The following is a 19,003-nucleotide window of genomic DNA, read 5'->3' as shown; positions in this document are numbered from 1 at the left end:
GAATTTAAAAATAATAAATAATGAGCAATTCATGAACAACATTATTAAAAAAGTCGTTATATTAGGTGGTGGCACAGCGGGTTGGATGTCAGCTGCTATGATCAAAAAACTGATTGGTTCAGCTGTTGAAATTGAGCTGATTGAGTCAGAACAAATAGGTACGGTAGGCGTTGGCGAAGCGACTATTCCACCCATTAAACTTTTTAATAGCGTTTTAGGCATTGATGAGGCTGAGTTTCTACGCGAAACCAAAGCCACCATCAAGCTTGCCATTAAATTTGAAAACTGGAAAAACCAAGGCGACAGCTATTACCATACCTTTGGCGCTGCTGGTCGCAGTTTAGCTTTTTGTCAATTTCATCATTTATTAAAGCGCGCTAATCAATTAGAAAACGACCAACATCTTTGGCAATACGATTTAAATTACCTGTGCGCTGAAGCAGGAAAGTTTGCGAAAATAAACAGCCAAGATCCTATTTACGATATGCCATACGCGTATCACTTTGACGCAGGATTATATGCTCAGTTTTTAAGAAAATTTAGCGAAAAAATAGGCGTAAAAAGAACCGAAGGCATGGTGCAGCATGTGCAACAATGCCAAGAATCAGGCTATATTCAAGCATTACAGCTAACTGACGGCCGTCAAATAGCAGGCGACTTATTTATAGATTGTTCAGGCTTTAAAGGTTTATTGATTCAAGAAAAACTCGCCACCGGTTACGAAGATTGGAGCCATTGGTTACAGTGCGATCGCGCTATTGCTGTTCCGTCAGAACGTTTAGAAAAAACCTTACCTTACACTCGCTCAATTGCGCATTCTGCCGGCTGGCAATGGCGCATACCTTTGCAGCATCGTAACGGTAATGGCTTAGTGTATAGCAGCCGTTATTATAGCGACCAACAGGCGCAAGACTTATTGCTTGCTAATTTAGACACTAAACCTTTAGCTGAACCTAAACTTCTACGTTTTAACACCGGGCGCAGACGCCAACAATGGAATAAAAACGTAGTCGCCATTGGTTTATCAAGTGGCTTTTTAGAGCCGCTTGAATCAACCAGTATTCACCTTATTCAATCAGCTATTACGCGTTTAGTGCACTTGTTTCCGCATCAAGGAATTAACGATGTTTTAGTAAGTGAGTACAACAAGCAATCAAAAATAGAGTTTGAACAAGTTCGAGACTTTATTATTTTGCATTACCACGTTAACCAACGTACCGACAGTCGTTTTTGGCAAGACATGAGAACACTGAATGTACCTGACAGCCTAGCTCATAAAATTGAATTGTTTGCAGAAAGTGGCCGATTATTTAAAGAGCAAGACGATCTTTTTCAAGACAGCTCTTGGTTACAAGTTATGGTAGGGCAGGGCATAATACCTAAAGATTATCACCCTATAGCAAACAGTGTTTCAGAAGCCGCGTTAAACGAAATGTTAGCTAAAGTTAAACACGCAAAGCATGAACCCGTATCGTCTTTACCTAGTCACGATGAATTCTTAAAAGCAGCGCTTAAACAATAAAGCCATTTGAATCTAGGTTAAATAACAAGGTAAAGGCAGAATATGAATTCAGAAAACCAAAGCTCAAATACCCAAAGTAATAAACCACTACACCTTGTTATTTTAGGCGGCGGCACTGCAGGTTGGATGGCGGCTAACTTATTTGCTAAAAAATGGTCTAATCACAATATAAAAATCACCTTAGTTGAAGCGCCTGAAATAGGCATTATTGGTGTAGGTGAAGGTTCTACGCCGAGCTTAAAGCGTTTTTTTGAAATGATTGAAGTGGAAGAATCGCTATGGATGCCACATTGTAACGCCACTTATAAAGTGAATATTCGCTTCGACGGCTGGAGTCCTGCATCAGGCGTAAAAAGCTATAGTCACCCCTTCTTCTCACAAGTGGATACCTTTACCGCAAAACCTTTTACCGTAAATTGTCGTACTCGTCGTTTAGGGTTAGACACTCATACCCAGCCTGACGATTTCATCCTTAATGGTTTATTAGCCAAACAAGGTAAAAGCCCAATAGCGCCTGCAAACTTCCCGTTTCAAATGGAATACGGCTATCACTTTGACTCACACCTACTGGGCGAATTTTTAGCTGAGCATGCCATTACCTTAGGTGTAACTCATCTTAAAGAAAAAATAATAGCGGTTGAACAACACCCAAATAGAGATATTTCAGCTCTTAGAACAAGCTCAGAAGAAAAAATTACAGGCGACTTTTTTATAGACTGTTCAGGCTTTGCTGCCGTATTAATGCAAAAAACACTTGGCGTAAAATTTAACAGTTATAAAGAAAACCTATTTAACGATTCGGCGATTGTCATGCCTACGCCTATCAGCGAAACCATTCCCGTTGAAACTGTTTCTACTGCACTATCCGCTGGCTGGTGTTGGAAAATACCCTTAAAAAATCGCTTCGGCAATGGCTATGTTTATAGCGCAGACTTTATTACCCCAAACGAAGCCGAAACAGAGCTACGCAGGCACTTAAATTGCCTTGATAGCCCAGAGCAAGCGCGCCATTTAAAAATGAAAATAGGGCGCTTAGAAACACATTGGGCAAATAACTGTATTGGTTTAGGTTTGTCGCAAGGCTTTATTGAACCACTTGAAGCAACCGCTCTACATTTAGTACAAATTAGCCTTGAGATTTTTATCGACCAATTCGAACAAGGCGGTTTTACTAACAAAAATAGAAACGAGTTTAATATCGAACTTGCCAAAAGATTTGATGGCGTAAGAGATTACATAGTTGCCCATTATAAACTAAACACCCGAGACGATAGCGACTACTGGCGTGCCAATCGCGACAACACGCATTTATCAGACTCGTTATATCAACTACTTAATATTTGGTACACATGCGAAGACCTAGGCAAAGAGATTGAAAGACAACAAATAGGCGCTTATTTCGATTCAATGTCTTGGCATTGTTTATTAGCAGGCTATGGTGCATTTCCTCCTCTTGCTCAAAACCAGCCCAATAAAGGCGACCTTTATAAAGAGAAAAAGATTCAGCAGTTTTTACAAGGGTGTGCGTTGAATTTTGGGCCGTAGAAATAATCAATTAATTATTGGGATTAAACACTAGAAGTTATTCAACTTTTGTAATTTATTATCCTGAAAAGCATGAAGAATTTAAGGCTGATAAGTATTTAAAGAAGTAAGTCAGTTTCATGGTTAACTTTTATGTATGAAGTCGAACTAAGTGTATTAGTTCTGACTCATCGACTTGAAAAATTGAGAGTTACCCATTTTAATATAGGTGTCGAATATTTGATCAAAACTAAACAAGGCGCTATTGCAGCGCCTTGTTTAACTTTAGCCAGTAAGCTTACAAACTTTTTAACGTGTTTATTACGTCGCTAGGTTCTTGCCTTGCTGTGTAATCGGCATCAACAAAAGCGCTGGCGATTGTGCCGTCTTTTGCTATTACAAAAGTTGCAGCCAGTGGTAAATCGAATTGACCTTCACCATTGTGTGCTTCTACATCAATACCAAATGATAAATAAATAGGCCTTAATGCTTCAGGTAAAGAGAACACTAAGCCTAAGCTTTTCGCGTATTCTGCATTTACATCTGTTAGTACTTCAAACTCTAGTTCATTTTTTTCAGAGGTTGAAAGCGACGCATCAGGTAGTTCAGGAGTAATCGCAACTAAGGTTGCGCCTAATGCTTTTATTTCTGCTAATGATTTTTGATATTCACGTAATTCAAAGTTGCAGTACGGACACCAGCCACCACGATAAAAAGTAACAACTACAGGACCACTTTCTAATAAACTTGATAATGAAACGTTATCGCCTTGAGCATTAGGTAAAGTAAATGCTGGCATAGTGTCGTTTGTTTTAGGTGATTTTAAAGTAATACCTGAGTCAGCAAGTGCTTGTGTAGCTTGTTGCATAAGTTCTTGTACATTTTGTGGTGCTTTTTCTTTAAAGCCCGCTTTATATTCGTTAATTGTTTCAGTTAAAGACATAGTTGATCCTAAGCGTTAATTTATCTTGAATGCTCATTCAATCATCTTTTGAATGAACGTTCAAGTTATTTTTTGAACAAACATTCAATTTATTGTAATATGCTCTCCATAGTACAAAGTGTGAGTAACTTGGAATATGGCAAAAGTACAATTTGATCGACAAACTGTTTTAGATAAAGCTACATCACTTTTTTGGCGGGTAGGTTACAGTGCTACGTCGATGCAGGCTTTGTTTGAAGTAACTGGCTTAAAACCGGGAAGTGTTTATTTAGCTTTTGGCAATAAAGAAGGTTTATTCAAAGAGTCTATCGATTTTTATGCCCAAAGTTCAATCACTAACTTAAAGAATAAATTTAATCAAAAACAAGGTGTTGAACAAACCATTTGTGAGATCTTACTTTCGTTTGTAGAAGAATCAGCACAAGCAGGTTATTGCAGTTGTTTTTTACTAAAAAGCCAACTTGAGCTAGATGAGCAAAGCGATTTGAGAGAATATATATCAAGCTATTTAGCAACTATTGAAGGTATATATACAGAGCAGCTTTCAACCCTTTATAGCGAAGACGAAGCTAAGCAAAAAGCCGCAAGTATTATGCTTCATATTTTTGGATTGCGTGTTTACGGATATCATTCAAACAGCGAAGCACAAATAGTCAATGGCTTACGTTTAGGTTTACATTGGTTACCGTGGAGTAACTTTGATCATTAATTGATGAGTTTTATATCCATTTAAAATATTGGCGTTTATAATAGAAGACATTATTTTATAGAGCTTTGTAGCACATGACTTTTCCAAACGATGAAACAGGCCAAGTATTGGCAGAAATGCAGGAAGCAGGTATTGATTTAACGATTGTTCATAACGTTGTTTTTTTTCAACTATTTGCACAAAAAGAAGATGCAGAAGCGATGGCTGCTCATCTTGCTGAAGTAGCACCAGACATTGCGTGCGATATTCACCCTGATGAAACACCTAATGTTTGGGATTTAGATTGTTCAATAAAACTAACACCTATCTATGATGCTATTGTGGCTCAAGAAGCGCAGTTTGAACAAATAGCCACTAAGTTTAACGGCTATAACGACGGTTGGGGTATTGAAGCTTAGTGTGAGCTTACATTCCTGATAACTCTTCTACAATATAATCAATAAATATTCTTAATGCGGGTTTCATGTATTTATTACTTTTGAAAACCGCATAAATACTCCCACTGCCATTTTCATATAAAGACGCTTGCCAGTCGGTGAGTACTTCAGTTAGTTCATTTTTTTCTAACTCACTTTTTACCATCCAATATGACAATAATAAAACGCCTGCGTTTTGCTTTCCGGCTATTAATAACGGAGCGCCACCTTGCGATACTAAGTTACCGCTAATAGGCACTTTTAAACATTGGTTGGCTTTTTTGAAATACCAAAACCCCCCATAGTTATTGTTTTTTACGGTTAAGCAATTATGGTTGGTTAAGTCGTTAGGAGACTTAGGTAGGGTATGCGCTTCAAAATATTTTGGAGTGCCACAAACAACCACGCGGTTATTTACCAGCTTTTTCATGACTAAACTTGAATCTTCTGGTTCGCCAATGCGTATGGCTAAATCAATTTCATCGCGGTACAAATTGGTCATTTGATTTTCTAACGCAATGTCTATGTTGATTTTTGGGTACTTAGCTAAAAATTTTGGTAAGAGCGGGCATATACACAGTCGACCAAAACTTTCGAATACCGATATTTTTAAATACCCTTCAGGTTCGTTTGTTGTGGGCTTAATCATATTGATGGTGTCGTCAAAGTCAGCAATAAGCTTTTTTGACCTATCCAATAGCTTTTCACCTGCTTCGGTTAATTCTATATGGCGAGTGCTACGGTTTAACAATTTAATCTCTAGTTCGCGCTCTAATGCATCGATATGGCGAGACACGGAAGATGTTGTGGTATTAAGAGCCTTTGCTGCTTTTGAGAAGTTTCCACATTCAATAACCTTGGTAAATATTTTTAATTTGTTAAACATGAGAATGAGCTACTTAGGTTGAATTTTTATTGTTGCAGTTTATGCAAAAGATATTGTTGTATTTTAGTTATTATCGTAAAGGTTGCAATAGTAGATAATAAGCTCAACTTAGTATGAGGATTTTATTATGAATACATTAGAAGCAATTAATTCACGACGTTCAATTAAACATTATCAAAAAGATTACCAAATACCCGAGCAGGAATTAGAGCAGTTACTGTCGTTAGCTGTTTTGTCGCCAACCGCTTATAACATACAAAATTGGCGATTTGTGGTGGTAAAAGATAAAGCATTGCGTGAACAGTTAAGAGTTGCGGCTTGGGATCAAGCTCAAATAACTGATGCGTCGGTACTTATTGTGCTTTGCGCTGATTTAAATGCTTGGAAAAAGCAACCTGAACGTTATTGGGCAAATGCACCTGTAGAAACACAGCAATTTTTATTACCTATGATCGAGCAATATTATCAAGGTAAAGACAGTGTTCAGCGTGACGAAGCTATGAGGTCTTGTGGCATGGCAGCACAAACCTTAATGCTGAGTGCAAAAGCCATGGGGTATGACTCTGTTCCTATGGATGGCTTTGATTTTAATAAGGTCGCTGAATTAATTAACTTACCTGAAGACCATGTTATTAGTATGTTTGTGGCGATTGGTAAAGCTGAAAAACCTGCTTTTCCAAGGGGGGGGCAGTTACCTTTAAACCAAGTGGTTATTGAAAACACATTCACTTAGTTTTTGATTGCTTATCTCAAGTTCAGGTTACTTAAGCGCCTCTACGATGGGTCTAAAAACAATTTATGTTTCGTTATTAACTTTAGTCAGGTTCTTACATGGATGTAGACCTTAGATTTTGTTTGGAACGTAAAATCTGTGCCTAAATTGTTTTTAGTTCCCACTGAAACCTGCATCTTGAATGGTTACGGGGATAGAGGAGGGAATATGCAGTGGTTAGTTTTATAATCATCTAAAACCTTATTTAAACTTTTCTTGTTTAATGGTCTTGAGAAATAATAACCTTGTACCATATCTGCACCTAACTTTTCGATTACATCAAACTGAGCTTTATGTTCAACACCTTCAACAACCACGTCAACTTCAAGCTCTTGTAGCATTCTAATAATCGATTTAGCTATTTTTTGTTGGTTTAAATCTTCAGGAATATTTTTAATTAAAGAACGATCTATTTTTACCGTATTAAAAGGAAAAAGGGTTAAATAGGATAGTGATGAGTAGCCGGTACCAAAGTCATCAATAGATACTTTAAAACCTATGTTTTGGGCATTACTAATCCAGTCTTTAGCGGCTTTAAAGTTGGAAATTAATGAAGTTTCTGTGATTTCTAATTCAATTAAATGATAAGGCACAGTGTTCTTATCACATTCATCTTTAATAAATCCTATTGAGTTATCATCAGAAATTTGTGCAGCACTTATATTTATTGAAATAATAATCTCGTCAAAGCCACTATTTCTGAGCTCAACAAGTTGTAATATACATTGTCTAATAAGCCAGTAACTTAAGTCTTGAATATAAGAGGTTCCCTCAATGATGGAAACAAAAATATCAGGTCTGATAAAACCAACTTGTGAATGATTCCAGCGAGACAGTGCTTCTAACTTCATTATTTTTTGTGTTTTTAGATCAATGATGGGCTGAAAATTAAGATAAATATCGCCATTTTGAAGTGAGGTTATAAAGTCATTAGTAATGGTAAAACGTAGATTTGAATACTCCATCATCGAAGATTCAAATACGCAGAATCGATTTTTACCGAGTTTTTTAGCTTCGTACATTGCAATATCAGCTTGGCGAAGTAATTCACTATGGGATGATGTTGATAAATTACCTATTGCAATACCAATACTCGCCGTTATTTTTATGGTTGTACCGCTAATAATAAAGTTATCATTAAATAGTGATAATAATTGATCATATAAACGTTGTTTGTTGGCTATGTTTTCAATGCTCACTACAAACTCGTCACCACCTAAACGGTATGCAACAACCTTATCGATGGAAATGTTATTTAACCGTTGACCTACTTGTTTTAATACATCATCTCCAGCTTCATGGCCTAGATTATCGTTTACAGGTTTGAACCCGTCTAAGTCAATAAGGGCTAATGCAATCTCATTATGCTGCGGGTCTTCTTGTAGTTCTGTTAAATTTTGAATGAAAGCATTTCTATTTAAAAGTTGTGTGAGGTTATCTACTGTGGCTTGCTGTTTGAATGCTTTTTGGTTGGCGACTATTTTTTTTTCGTAACCTTCAATACGGTGCAGCGCTTTGTTCATTGCAAATGATAAGGTACTTAATTCATCATTACTGTCTGAGCTTTTAAGGTCTCCTAATATTTTTTTCGCTTGGTAATAGTTTTTAGCTCCAATGGCTTCAATCACATCGGTTAATAGGTGTAATCTTTTTAAAGGGAAAAAAACTAACATGACAATAACAATAATAATACCAAAGGAAATTGCAGCGCTATGAAAAAGTATGCTCTTTTTCTGAGTTTGATATTTGTGCATTGTGAGAGTTACATCTTTTAGGAAAATAAAAGTAGCTTCATTGCCTTTTTCGCCAAAAGTTTTCCCCCAAAAATAAATATTTTTATCTGTTACTTCGTTATGATAAAGGTAACCTGTTTGAAGTGTTGCTAACTCCTTTTTCTGCTCCGCCATTTGATTGATTATCGGCGCGTTATCTTTGATGTTGGTTAATATTTCAAAAGGGTAGGTTTTACTTATTTCATTGTTTTTAAATAATTTAGTTTGGTTAATAAGGCCAATATCAAGATCTAAAGATTCGCTGGCATAAACAATTGCAGGTAATAGTTCTGATGTTAGGGTGAGAGAGGCTGTTTTACCATGAATATAAATAGGAATAGATATTGCAATTTCGCAAGACAAACCACAATAAATTTGATGAAAAGGTTGCAGGTTTTGCCTAGCTTTCATCCCTTGCTGCATTAAAAATTCAGGTAGAGGTTTGCCAAGTAATAACTCTTTTTCTGAATCAAGATAAAGGCTGGTAAGCGAACGGTTAATTTTTACTTTTGGCCATATATTTTTTAAATGGTCTAACGAACTTTTTGTTTGCTTAGTACTGTTCTCTTTTAATAAAAACATTTCTTCAGCAAGAGATGTTAATTGTTCAACCCTTTGCTGAAGTAATACATTTAACGCTTGGTCAACTTGGTTTTTTATTTGATTAAGTTCATTCTTAATACCAATTTCTTGGCTGTAATTTGTATATAAATAGCTTAAATAAAAGGTAGCCAAAGCTATTGAAAAAAATACGGTAACGGATTTAAATAATAGCCCTTTGAACAATCCTTTCAATACTTAACCCTTCAATAATCTATTTTTTTATATACATTTATAATATCAAACTAAAATACATAAACAACTTCAAAAGCAGCCAGTGTCCAGTGCTTTTTCTCCACGGATTCAGGTACTTGATATGAAAACGGAGGAAGCCAACCCGAACCTTCTACATAATGTATATCAGCAATAACACTCCAATGTTCGTCAATATTGTAATTAAAGCCTATTGAAGACGTTGTCGCATTATTATACCACGCTGGATCTATGCCTATTAGTGTTTCTAAACCATTTTTGCTTTCAGCAAAGCGATAAAATTTCTCATGTCTTAACATAAGGTTGAGTGATGACGTTGCTGCATATTTTAATTGTGCGTAATAACCTTCCATTGGGCGGCTATTCGGCGGGGTTGGAGTATAACCAGAAACGACAACATCTCGATATGTATATTCACTGGTTATTTCAAATCGATTTATGTTGTACTGTATAAATGCAACGTAAGTACTTACTTCTACATCTCCATTACTTATTGAAGGTATTTTATTTCCTATAGGGTAAATAGGTAATGTATCGCTAGAGACTTTCAGGTATTCAGGATGAACATGATTATATGAAAGACCAAATAAGAGGTCGCCTGAATTATAACGTAGATCAAATACCGTTATATTACCTTCTGCCCAATCACCTGAAGTTTCAGAACCTAACGTTACATCACTGAAATTATCATCAATATGTAATTTACCGTACCCTAAAGTTAAATCAACGATACCCTGTGTTAATTGGTGTGAAGAAGATAGCATTACACCGTCGGTACTGAGCCAAAGATTACGAAATAAATCTAAATAGGCTGATTGAGGCATAATAATACTAGGGCGTGTAATAGGAGTATCTCGCGACGAGTTATACACACCACTGGGGATTTTTATGCGACCAATAGATAGAGACTGTTCAGAATCGTTAATAAAACTATCGGTATAGTTTAATTTAGCGTAGTCAATTCTTAGTGTTTTATCCGTAAAGTATTCACCAAATTCACGATAGGCGACTTGTCCTGCAAATGAAATATTATTGCTGTATTCGTAAGTTAGGTTTAATGCACTTTCAATTAATTTATTACTATCTTTTTCTGAATGAATAAAATTGTTATCTGATTCATAAACATAACCTACGCCTACATAAGCATTAATATAAATATCATCTGTGGCTTTACCTGCAGCATTAACGCAAAAAAGAAGAAAAACAATGTTAACCAATAATCGCAATAACATTATACATCTCCTTTAATTGTGTAAGTTCCGAGGTTTTAATAATCAAATAACCAATGGCATTATCATTATTTTTTATAAAAGCTAATAGGTCTTCTGTATTATCAAATGATTTCGGTCTTCTTGCTTTACCTGAAAAAATAGCTTGATCCCAGATACGCTTTAATTGGTATGGGTAATAATTAAAAAACTTTTGTGTAAAGCCTATTGTGTCTTCTGAATTAAGGGGTAAGGAGGTTAGCTGTACTCTTTCACTATTAGGCATTAATTTTTGTCTAAAAGTATACAAGTTACTAATAGCTTCAAGGCTAATTGTTTCGATGTTATTACTGGCTAGGATAATAAGCTTTTTATCTTCAGCTACAGCGTTTGCTGTATAGCAACATGTTAGATGAAATAACATATAAATGATGAGTTTTCTAAATTTCATATTAAATAAATACGGAGATCTAAGATATATAGTAGTGTGGCACACTTTAAATTAATCACCAATTAATTACTATAATTCCTTGTAAAAAATAGGGTTAATGTATTGTAATTTTAGTTGAAGAATAATTAGATGAATTTAATTCACGCTCTAATATGAGTGTTCATCTTTTTATCAATTACTTACATTTTTAAACAGGTTAAAAACATTTTTCAAACAGCTTGGCTCGAATGAATCACAGATAATAGTTTCATCTTAATTAAATATGATTTTACAAGGATCAAACATGAAACTATTCACTTCATTAACAACAAGCATTATAGCGTTAACCATTTCTACAGCAGCACTTGCTGGAACTCAATCACCTCACAGTGTTGGTATTCAACTCGGTGGTGGTAATATGGAATATAAAGGTGAAGAGGGGGAAGCTTACGGTACATCTTATTTATTTTACAACTACAAATTCGCACCTTTTTATTCAGTAGAAGTGGGCTTGTTAGGTGGCACTGATACGGATTGGGATTGTAAAGAAAGGTCGGGTGAGTGGAAGTGTTATTCTGACGATGACAGACACGACTTGTTTGAGTTAGCAGCAGATGATCTTGAATTAAGTGCTGTAGTGGTTGCATTAAAAACAGACTTATCTTTATCAAAACGTAACAAGTTATATGCTAAAGCAGGTTTAAGTTATTACAACTATGAGATTGAGTTAAACAAAACAAAAATTGCTGATGAAGATGGTGTTGGCTTTATGTTAGAAGGTGGTTGGGAATATCGTTGGGATATGGGAATTGGTATGAATGCCGGTTTGCAATACCATAAAATGGATGACCTAAAATCAAGCACCTTAAATGTAGGAATAAGCTACGCATTTTAATATTTTTAAGCGCGTATATACCCGTTATCATTCTAAGTGGTAACGGGTATATAATACGCGTTCATTTTGGGCTAGGTTATTCTTTAATTAAAGGTAACTTAGCGTCAACCCAACCCAGCATGTCGCCATCAAGGTGACGAAGATTCGAAAAGCCATTTTCTTTCAGTACATGTTCAGCGATTAGTGCTCTTTTACCTGAACGACAATGTACAACCACCATTTTATCTTTATATGTGTTTAACACAGACAAGTTATCTTTAACCGTATTATGACTCACGTTAATTGCGTTTTTTATATGTCCTTCGTTAAATTCTTGTGGTGTTCTTACATCTAATACAATAAAACTAGAGTCGTTTGGTTGCGTTAATAATTTCACAAGTTCAGCTTGGGAAATTGTAGGTGTTTGTTCTGCAAATACATTCAATGAAAGTAAGCTAAATAAAGCGAAGGATAATAATTTTTTAATAAACATATGTGCTCCGATGAAAATAATTGATTTAATACCAGTGTACTATAAAGGTTACTAGAACCTAGCTTTTTATGGTTAAAATTAAGTAAAGTGTGATTGAAAAAACAATAGATAAAAACGAAAAATAAAGTACTTGGTTAATACGTTTTGTTGCATAAATAATATCACTAGGTTCTGGCTCTAATGCACTGTCGTTAAAACTTAAACGCCTAACCTTGGTGCCGTTATACATGGCAACACCACCGAGTTTTTTACCTATAGCAAGTGCTAGCGCGTAAACCGCAATTGAGTTATTAAGGGCGAAGAAATGTTTTGTGATCAGCCGCCAATATAAAATAAAGTTTTGCCCTAAAGTACCTAGCATTAAAAAGAAAACAAAAAGTCGAGTAGGTAACCATTGCAATAAATGAACACACTTATTTACAAAGGCTCCAAAAGCTTTATATTGCGGCTGTTTTATATTCCAACTGTAATGCATTTCGAGTAGTAACCTGAAAGCTAATGCGACATAAGGCCCTAATAAAAAATATAAAAAAGCTACAGTAAAACATTGTTGAATAGTTTGTAATAACTGCATTTCAATGCAGGTTTTGGTTATACCTAAAGAAGATAATTTGTCGGTGTTTCTTAATGTAACAGGTGCAATGAATTGTTTAGCGTCGTAAGTATTCTTGGCCACCAAGGCTTTAGCTGTTTTCAGTGATGTGCGAGTTAAGCCGAATGACCCTAAAGCAAAATATAATAAAAATCCTTGCCAAAGCCAGTTGACTTCAATAAAGCTTTCAAATAACCAAAGTATAATGAGTAAGGGCGATAAAGTGATTAATGTTGCCATTAATCCAGCCACTTTTTGTTGGTTTACGCTGTTGTTTTGATTGTTCACTTTTTTTGCTAATTGAGTGCAAAAAAAGCGAAAGAGATGCATGGGTTCTTTAATAAAGAAAATAGAAAGAAATATTTTTACTAGAACAACCATAACAAATACTGTTAAGGGATAAACAAAAGGGCCGTCTAGTAAAAAATGATTCATGTATGCGATCTATTTATTTAAGTTAATGACTTATTTTTTAATACGTTTAGCATATTTATAACAAGCTGAGACGAGTTGATTGAAGCGGTTTCTAAGTAAGCTTCAAATGACGAAGGAGACTCTTTACCTGCAATATCAGACATTGAACGAATGACAACAAATGGAACGTTTAATTGATGACAGGTATGCGCTATAGCAGCACCTTCCATTTCAACGGCTGCCATGGTTGGAAAGTTTTTACGGGCTTTAGCAATATCGTTTTCCGCCGTCATAAAAGTATCACCCGTTGTAATTAAACCCAATAAGGTTTGTATGGGGGTATCTAAAGTTGAGCTTAGTGCATCAATACCTTCTTGCGCTGCTTCTACTAACGTTTTATGAGGGAAATAGGCTGGTGGGTTTCCAGGTAACTGGCCAATTTCGTAACCAAATACGGTTAAATCAACATCGTGATATCTTACTTCGTTACTTATTACAATGTCGCCCACTTTTAATGATTGCTCAAAACCACCCGCAGAACCCGTATTGACGATATAATCAGGTTTGAATTTATCAATTAAAAATGCGGTGGCTAACGCTGCAGCTACTTTACCTATACCTGACTGCACAATAACAACATCGTTACCGTTTAAAGAACCTTCGTAGAATGTATAACTCGCGTGTTCAGTGATTACACAGTTTTCGAGCTTACTTTTTAAAATGGCAACTTCAGGCTCCATTGCGCCAATAATTCCTGCTTTCATTAAATGTTTCCGTTAATTTTTTTTGAAATATTGGAGTAATTATAGCGGTAATGTTAAGGAAAAGCAGGGAGTATTTTTAGGGAGGCAGAACAGGTAAATAGCGATAACAACTCAGTCGTGAGTGGTTATCGCTATATATTGATTAGTAAAGGTTATATAAAAATTAGTGAGGTAAAGCCGCTACGTTGGGAGCGGGTATTTGTCTTGCTGACTTAGGCTTGTTCATGGCTTCTAATTGAGAGCGAGCAGCCGCAGGAGTTAATACACCTGCTGTATTTTTAGATCTTACGCGCACCATAGGCGCAGGGATCACACTGCCTTTCATTTTAGGTTCTGGTTTAGGCGTACCAATTAAACGTGTATTGATACATGAACGTATTTCTTCAACGGTATAATTGGCCTTTACTTTAATTCTTAAATGAGGAATTGAAGCGGCTTCTAGCGCACCACTCACAAACCAATCTTTTTTGATTTTGTAGCCTTTGCCTTGAGTATCAACTAAGTCTATCGCACCTAAAAGTTTCATAGAGTTTCGATCACAAAGAACAAAATCTAAATATTTTTTGTCAGCATTTTTAGCTGCTGCTTGACTTGCTTTACTCGATACTCCATTTCGAATGGTTAAAATATCAGACAGTTTAACGCGATTAAGTACGCGATAATCTGATCCCATAGCTTGCTCAACTAAGTTTTGAAAGTTTTTTTCGGCTGGCGTAAAAATGGCACTTTTACGATCAAATGGAAAAGGAAAGCTATTATCATTTAACCTACTAGCGAGTAGGGCAACAATAACAACAAGGCTTACCATGGCAAATAATATTAATTCCATAAGCTTCTCCAAGGATTCAAATGTTTGACGGTTTATTTTTATGTAATGAGTAAAGCACTATTTATGCCAAAAAGTAGCTTGTTTTTTTGCTAATAAATTGTATTTAATTTATATTGTTGCCGTTTTTACTCCCCTTATTGATAATTTTAGTTAAAAGGACTTTTCATGAAAAAAATCACACTCGCTTTATCACTTGTTTTATCTTTTCAACTACATGCTTTTGAAGAAACAGAAATGGTAACCGAGGCAGAAAATATCTATGTAGTAGATAACCAATGGGAGTGGAGTATTTCAGTTAATCAAACCAACTTTGATAACAGTGTGGGGCTTTATGGTATTGAAGATTCAGCGTTAGGGTTTAGTGTTGATGTTGATTATATTAAAAGCCATTGGATAACAACGTTGTCTGCAAGCTATCTTGCTTATGATGATAATTGGGAGTTTAGCCAAGAAGTTGTCGGTAAAGGATTTGGAAATAGAGGCGATAGATCAAATGAAACTTCAGATGCGAGCGGGGTTTTATTAGGTGCGGCGATAGGGCGTATCCACTTTTTTGGTGAAGCAAGTGATGTCGCTATTTATGGACAACTTGGTGCTGATTTCATGGTGTATTCTGAACGCTCAATTGGGTTTTGTGATGACTGCTATTCTGAAGATATTGATGTTGATGGCGGTGTGTTTTTAAAAGTAGGTGCAGTAAAAGATACTGATATTTTAAATATTGGTTTTCACGCTAAAACGTATCTGAGTGGTGATTCTATCGATACGGTTTTTGGTATTTCAGTTGGTTCAACTTACTAAAAATTAAAGAATAAAAAAAGGGAAGCGTTAGCTTCCCCCAAAACAACCCTATCAAGAGGTTGGCTAAGTAAACGAGCAGATAAATTTACTTTTTATCTTAATTTGTTAATTACAACGATAACTACAACGTATATTTGGCTGAAAACTGGAAGTAATTTGAGTCGGCGTCTAGTTCTTCCATTTCAAAATTACCTACCTCTAAGCCAAAAGAAAGTTCTTTGGTGTAGTCTTTAAATACATTAATTCCCCAATGAGTTCTATCACGGTCAGACTCGTCTGTAGTGGTATTGCCATAAAATACTGAACTACGAGTGTCTTCTGTCCAGAAATGACGATAAGCAACCATAACCGAGGTGGTTTCTTCTACTTCTTCTCCCACCATGTCTGTTGATGCGGTTACACCTACATAACGACCTACATTACCGCCATGAAGTTGAAAGCGAAAATCGTCTTTACCGTAGGTGTTTATACGACCAGCAACCCCGTAGCCTAATGCTGATTCTGTATTACCTGTTGCTGATTCTAGCTGGCGAGCAACACCAGACACCGATACATTACCCCAGTCACCTGAGAAGGTGTATTTAGCGATAACGTCAGGTGTGCCATCATTTGCTGTACCACCTTGGGTAATATTATTACCGCCGTAGGTTTCTGGGTTTTCAATCGCAACTTGTAATCCGCCCATGGTGTAACGAATTTGTCCTTGTCGAATAAAGGCCGAAGCAACTAAAGGTCCACCAAAGTCTGCTGACTCAGCTAGAGAGCTTGTGTTTTGAAAAGTGGTCCAGTATTGGCCAACTAAAATGTTTTTGTATTTTATAAAAGCATGGCGTAAGCGTGGTTTTGATGAATTAGAAACAATTTCATTACCGCCACCTGAAACAGCATCGCCGTAAAAGTCCATTTCAATAAAGCCGGTAACATCGCCATGCACATATTTAGTATTGATGCGTGTTTCATTGGCGGCAATGCCAAAATTAGAATTATCTTCAGTAAGTACTTTACCACCACCATACCAATAGTTATTCGCTTGAATGTTACCATCAGTATATCGCGTATCTACTTTGATATAACCGCCAAAAATCAGCTTACTATTTTCGCCGGTTTTTATTTCATAACTTGCATTTGCACTGCTGGTTATAGCTAATAAACCACTCATGATTAATACTTTATTTACGTTGAACATTTTATCCCCTTATTTAGCGTTAAAGACGATGCTTAGTATCTTTTGGCTAATTTATATAATGTGTAATGTTTTGTATTTTTAAGGTATTGCTGTTTATGTTTTATGTGGAGCTAGTGCTCCACATAGTGTGCTTTGTTTAATTAATTATTCTTCTAAGGTACTTAAATCACCTTCGTCTTGCCCTAATGCACGAGCTTTTAAAACTCTACGCATAATTTTTCCTGAACGTGTTTTAGGCAAAGAATCGATAAATTTGACACATTCAGGCATGGCGATTTTCCCCATTTCGGTGCCTACATGGTCGCGTAGTTCTTGTTCAAGAGCTTGATCACCTACTACACCTTCCTGCAAAATTACGTAGGTATGAATAGCGTTACCTTTTAATTCGTGTGGTAGGCCAACGGCTGCTGCTTCGGTAACTTTTGGATGACTCACTAAAGCACTTTCAATTTCAGATGTACCTAAACGGTAGCCACTGACTTTGAGTACTTCGTCCATTCGACCAATAACCCAGATGTAACCGTCTTCATCTATTTTTGCGCTGTCGCCCGCTAGGTAGTGCCATTCGCCATTTTCTTTTTGGGTCCAGTACAAGTCAGCATAACGTTGATCATCTTTAAATATGGTTCGTGCCATACCGGGCCACGGATTTTTTATAATGAGTTTACCTTCTTCATTAGGTGCAACTTCGTTACCGTCGTCGTCCATTACTGATATTTCGTTACCGAAGAAAGGTTTGGTTGCTGATCCCGGTTTAAGCGGGGTAATAGGTAGTGGACAAATCATAAAACCACCTGTTTCGGTTTGCCACCAAGTATCAATAATAGGGCATTTGTCTTGACCTATAACATGGTGATACCAACGCCATGCTTCAGGGTTAATGGGTTCGCCCACACTACCTAATAAACGTAAGCTTGATAGGTCGTGTTTTTGTGGCCAACGTTCACCAAAGCGCATCAAACCACGGATGGCTGTTGGTGATGTATATAAAATATTGATGCCGTATTTTTCAACAATTTGCCACCAACGATTCGGGTAAGGATAGTTTGGTGCTCCTTCATATAACATGATGGTTGCGCCATTAATCAGTGGGCCATAAACAATGTAACTATGCCCTGTGATCCAACCTGGATCTGCAGCACACCACCAACGATCTTGAGGTTTTATGTCAAAGGCCATGCGATGGGTTGTAGAGGTATAAACAGCGTAACCACCATGAGTGTGTTGCATACCTTTAGGTTTGCCTGTTGTGCCTGATGTGTACAGGATAAAGAGTGGATCTTCAGCTGATGTTTTTTCTGTTTCACACTTAGGGCTAGCGATAGGTAAGGCTTGTAGGTCGTGCAACCAAAAATCGCGAGAAGGTTCCATTTCTACGTCAAGTTCGTTATTTTTTACACAAATACATACTTCAATTGATGGGGTACGTTCCATTGCTTCGTTTGCAATGCTTTTCAGGTTGATTTGTTTACCTCGGCGCCAACCACCATCAGCCGTAATTAATACACGAGAATGAGCATCATCAATACGAGATGCCAGAGCATCGGTACTAAATCCGCCATAAACAACTGAATGGATAGCGCCAATTTTGGCGCAAGCAAGCATAGCAAAAATAAGCTCTGGAATTTGTGGCATGTAAATGGTGACGATGTCGCCTTTTTCTACACCCATACTTTTTAATACATTGGCAAACTGACACACTTCGCGGTTTAAACCATTATATGAATAGTTGCGTACTTGGCCGTTTTCTCCTTCCCAGATAATGGCCATTTTGTTGCGGTTAGCATTTTCAAGATGGCGGTCTACAGCGTTATGTACAATGTTTATTTCTCCGCCATCAAACCATTTATAAAAAGGCGCGTTGCTGTCGTCTAATACGCTGTCCCATTTTTTATACCAGTCTAGGGTTTCTGCTTGTTCAGCCCAAAAGCCTTCGCGGTCATTAATTGAATAGTTATACATAGCTTCGTAATCGCTTACGTTTGCCTGAGCGATAACTTCTTCACTTGGATAAAAAATGTCAGATTTATTTAACTCGTTCATGAGTTGCCCCTT

18 protein-coding genes are annotated in these 19,003 nt (G+C 36.6%); 7 read left to right on the top strand and 11 right to left on the bottom strand.

What is annotated here, in order from left to right; genetic code table 11:
- Nucleotides 1-31: 31 nt before the first annotated feature.
- The gene (locus tag B0X80_RS13615) at nt 32-1,522 is read left to right on the top strand and encodes a tryptophan halogenase family protein (RefSeq protein ID WP_077341130.1); all 1,491 of its coding nucleotides are present in this window, start codon (nt 32-34) and stop codon (nt 1,520-1,522) included.
- Between the two features lie 42 nt (nt 1,523-1,564).
- Nucleotides 1,565-3,067, top strand: a complete 1,503-nt coding sequence (locus B0X80_RS13610) for a tryptophan halogenase family protein (protein WP_077341128.1) — start codon at nt 1,565-1,567, stop codon at nt 3,065-3,067.
- Nucleotides 3,068-3,344: 277 nt separating this feature from the next.
- Here B0X80_RS13610 and B0X80_RS13605 read toward each other — a convergent pair whose 3' ends face one another.
- The gene (locus B0X80_RS13605) at nt 3,345-3,989 is read right to left on the bottom strand and encodes a peroxiredoxin-like family protein (protein WP_077341126.1); all 645 of its coding nucleotides are present in this window, start codon (nt 3,987-3,989) and stop codon (nt 3,345-3,347) included.
- Nucleotides 3,990-4,125: 136 nt separating this feature from the next.
- On the opposite strand from B0X80_RS13605, the gene B0X80_RS13600 reads away from it, so the two are divergent.
- Nucleotides 4,126-4,698 carry a TetR/AcrR family transcriptional regulator gene (locus B0X80_RS13600; protein WP_077341124.1) on the top strand — a complete coding sequence of 191 codons (573 nt, stop codon included), beginning with the start codon at nt 4,126-4,128 and terminating at the stop codon, nt 4,696-4,698.
- A gap of 74 nt (nt 4,699-4,772) precedes the next feature.
- A complete protein-coding gene (locus B0X80_RS13595) occupies nt 4,773-5,096 on the top strand; it encodes a ribonuclease E inhibitor RraB (RefSeq protein WP_076417220.1) in 324 nt (107 codons plus the stop codon).
- Nucleotides 5,097-5,103: 7 nt separating this feature from the next.
- Here B0X80_RS13595 and B0X80_RS13590 read toward each other — a convergent pair whose 3' ends face one another.
- Entirely contained in the window at nt 5,104-6,000 is an 897-nt protein-coding gene (locus B0X80_RS13590) for a LysR family transcriptional regulator (RefSeq protein WP_077341122.1), read from the bottom strand.
- 127 nt (nt 6,001-6,127) lie between these two features.
- Here B0X80_RS13590 and B0X80_RS13585 point away from each other — a divergent pair, with 127 nt between their 5' ends.
- Nucleotides 6,128-6,733, top strand: a complete 606-nt coding sequence (locus B0X80_RS13585; RefSeq protein ID WP_077341120.1) for a nitroreductase family protein — start codon at nt 6,128-6,130, stop codon at nt 6,731-6,733.
- A gap of 185 nt (nt 6,734-6,918) precedes the next feature.
- Here the strand turns inward: B0X80_RS13585 and B0X80_RS13580 are convergent, their stop codons facing one another.
- From B0X80_RS13580 to B0X80_RS13570, 3 genes are read right to left on the bottom strand one after another with little or no spacing between them, the layout of a single operon-like run.
- A complete protein-coding gene (locus tag B0X80_RS13580) occupies nt 6,919-9,339 on the bottom strand; it encodes a putative bifunctional diguanylate cyclase/phosphodiesterase (RefSeq protein ID WP_077341118.1) in 2,421 nt (806 codons plus the stop codon).
- A 50-nt stretch (nt 9,340-9,389) separates the two neighbouring features.
- Nucleotides 9,390-10,589, bottom strand: coding sequence for a hypothetical protein (locus tag B0X80_RS13575; RefSeq protein WP_077341116.1), 1,200 nt, complete (start codon nt 10,587-10,589; stop codon nt 9,390-9,392).
- A complete protein-coding gene (locus B0X80_RS13570) occupies nt 10,567-11,016 on the bottom strand; it encodes a hypothetical protein (RefSeq protein WP_139345323.1) in 450 nt (149 codons plus the stop codon). The genes B0X80_RS13575 and B0X80_RS13570 overlap by 23 nt, the downstream gene beginning before the upstream one ends.
- Before the next feature lie 283 nt (nt 11,017-11,299).
- Between B0X80_RS13570 and B0X80_RS13565 the strand changes: the two genes are divergently transcribed.
- The gene (locus tag B0X80_RS13565; protein WP_175623944.1) at nt 11,300-11,890 is read left to right on the top strand and encodes an outer membrane beta-barrel protein; all 591 of its coding nucleotides are present in this window, start codon (nt 11,300-11,302) and stop codon (nt 11,888-11,890) included.
- 76 nt (nt 11,891-11,966) lie between these two features.
- Here the strand turns inward: B0X80_RS13565 and B0X80_RS13560 are convergent, their stop codons facing one another.
- The 4 genes from B0X80_RS13560 to B0X80_RS13545 all read right to left on the bottom strand — a co-directional run bounded on the left by B0X80_RS13560 (nt 11,967) and on the right by B0X80_RS13545 (nt 14,961).
- A complete protein-coding gene (locus tag B0X80_RS13560) occupies nt 11,967-12,362 on the bottom strand; it encodes a rhodanese-like domain-containing protein (RefSeq protein ID WP_077341112.1) in 396 nt (131 codons plus the stop codon).
- 58 nt (nt 12,363-12,420) lie between these two features.
- Complete coding sequence (locus B0X80_RS13555) at nt 12,421-13,389, bottom strand: cobalamin biosynthesis protein CobD/CbiB (RefSeq protein WP_077341110.1); 969 nt, start codon at nt 13,387-13,389, stop codon at nt 12,421-12,423.
- Nucleotides 13,390-13,406: 17 nt separating this feature from the next.
- Entirely contained in the window at nt 13,407-14,132 is a 726-nt protein-coding gene (mtnN, locus tag B0X80_RS13550; RefSeq protein WP_077341108.1) for a 5'-methylthioadenosine/S-adenosylhomocysteine nucleosidase, read from the bottom strand.
- A gap of 163 nt (nt 14,133-14,295) precedes the next feature.
- A complete protein-coding gene (locus B0X80_RS13545) occupies nt 14,296-14,961 on the bottom strand; it encodes a DUF2726 domain-containing protein (RefSeq protein ID WP_077341106.1) in 666 nt (221 codons plus the stop codon).
- Between the two features lie 165 nt (nt 14,962-15,126).
- Between B0X80_RS13545 and B0X80_RS13540 the strand changes: the two genes are divergently transcribed.
- Complete coding sequence (locus tag B0X80_RS13540) at nt 15,127-15,762, top strand: hypothetical protein (RefSeq protein ID WP_077341104.1); 636 nt, start codon at nt 15,127-15,129, stop codon at nt 15,760-15,762.
- A 121-nt stretch (nt 15,763-15,883) separates the two neighbouring features.
- Here the strand turns inward: B0X80_RS13540 and B0X80_RS13535 are convergent, their stop codons facing one another.
- Nucleotides 15,884-16,948: a hypothetical protein gene (locus B0X80_RS13535; protein WP_077341102.1), complete on the bottom strand. Its 1,065-nt coding sequence runs from the start codon at nt 16,946-16,948 to the stop codon at nt 15,884-15,886.
- A gap of 144 nt (nt 16,949-17,092) precedes the next feature.
- Nucleotides 17,093-18,991 (bottom strand): acetate--CoA ligase, encoded by a 1,899-nt coding sequence (gene acs, locus B0X80_RS13530; RefSeq protein ID WP_077341100.1) that lies wholly within the window; start codon nt 18,989-18,991, stop codon nt 17,093-17,095.
- Between the last annotated feature and the right edge of the window lie 12 nt (nt 18,992-19,003).

Source organism: Pseudocolwellia agarivorans (assembly GCF_002000085.1).
Taxonomy (GTDB): domain Bacteria; phylum Pseudomonadota; class Gammaproteobacteria; order Enterobacterales; family Alteromonadaceae; genus Pseudocolwellia; species Pseudocolwellia agarivorans.
This window is presented reverse-complemented; position numbering and strand designations above follow the sequence as displayed.

Excerpts from the sequence above, each read along its gene's own strand:
- B0X80_RS13545 (WP_077341106.1), bottom strand. The coding sequence starts at position 14,961 with ATGGAATTAATATTATTTGCCATGGTAAGCCTTGTTGTTATTGTTGCC.
- B0X80_RS13595 (WP_076417220.1), top strand. The coding sequence starts at position 4,773 with ATGACTTTTCCAAACGATGAAACAGGCCAAGTATTGGCAGAAATGCAG.
- B0X80_RS13565 (WP_175623944.1), top strand. The coding sequence starts at position 11,300 with ATGAAACTATTCACTTCATTAACAACAAGCATTATAGCGTTAACCATT.
- B0X80_RS13575 (WP_077341116.1), bottom strand. The coding sequence starts at position 10,589 with ATGTTATTGCGATTATTGGTTAACATTGTTTTTCTTCTTTTTTGCGTT.
- mtnN (WP_077341108.1), bottom strand. The coding sequence starts at position 14,132 with ATGAAAGCAGGAATTATTGGCGCAATGGAGCCTGAAGTTGCCATTTTA.
- B0X80_RS13535 (WP_077341102.1), bottom strand. The coding sequence starts at position 16,948 with ATGTTCAACGTAAATAAAGTATTAATCATGAGTGGTTTATTAGCTATA.
- B0X80_RS13555 (WP_077341110.1), bottom strand. The coding sequence starts at position 13,389 with ATGAATCATTTTTTACTAGACGGCCCTTTTGTTTATCCCTTAACAGTA.
- B0X80_RS13540 (WP_077341104.1), top strand. The coding sequence starts at position 15,127 with ATGAAAAAAATCACACTCGCTTTATCACTTGTTTTATCTTTTCAACTA.
- B0X80_RS13590 (WP_077341122.1), bottom strand. The coding sequence starts at position 6,000 with ATGTTTAACAAATTAAAAATATTTACCAAGGTTATTGAATGTGGAAAC.
- B0X80_RS13610 (WP_077341128.1), top strand. The coding sequence starts at position 1,565 with ATGAATTCAGAAAACCAAAGCTCAAATACCCAAAGTAATAAACCACTA.
- B0X80_RS13615 (WP_077341130.1), top strand. The coding sequence starts at position 32 with ATGAACAACATTATTAAAAAAGTCGTTATATTAGGTGGTGGCACAGCG.
- B0X80_RS13600 (WP_077341124.1), top strand. The coding sequence starts at position 4,126 with ATGGCAAAAGTACAATTTGATCGACAAACTGTTTTAGATAAAGCTACA.
- B0X80_RS13570 (WP_139345323.1), bottom strand. The coding sequence starts at position 11,016 with ATGAAATTTAGAAAACTCATCATTTATATGTTATTTCATCTAACATGT.
- B0X80_RS13605 (WP_077341126.1), bottom strand. The coding sequence starts at position 3,989 with ATGTCTTTAACTGAAACAATTAACGAATATAAAGCGGGCTTTAAAGAA.
- B0X80_RS13560 (WP_077341112.1), bottom strand. The coding sequence starts at position 12,362 with ATGTTTATTAAAAAATTATTATCCTTCGCTTTATTTAGCTTACTTTCA.
- B0X80_RS13585 (WP_077341120.1), top strand. The coding sequence starts at position 6,128 with ATGAATACATTAGAAGCAATTAATTCACGACGTTCAATTAAACATTAT.
- acs (WP_077341100.1), bottom strand. The coding sequence starts at position 18,991 with ATGAACGAGTTAAATAAATCTGACATTTTTTATCCAAGTGAAGAAGTT.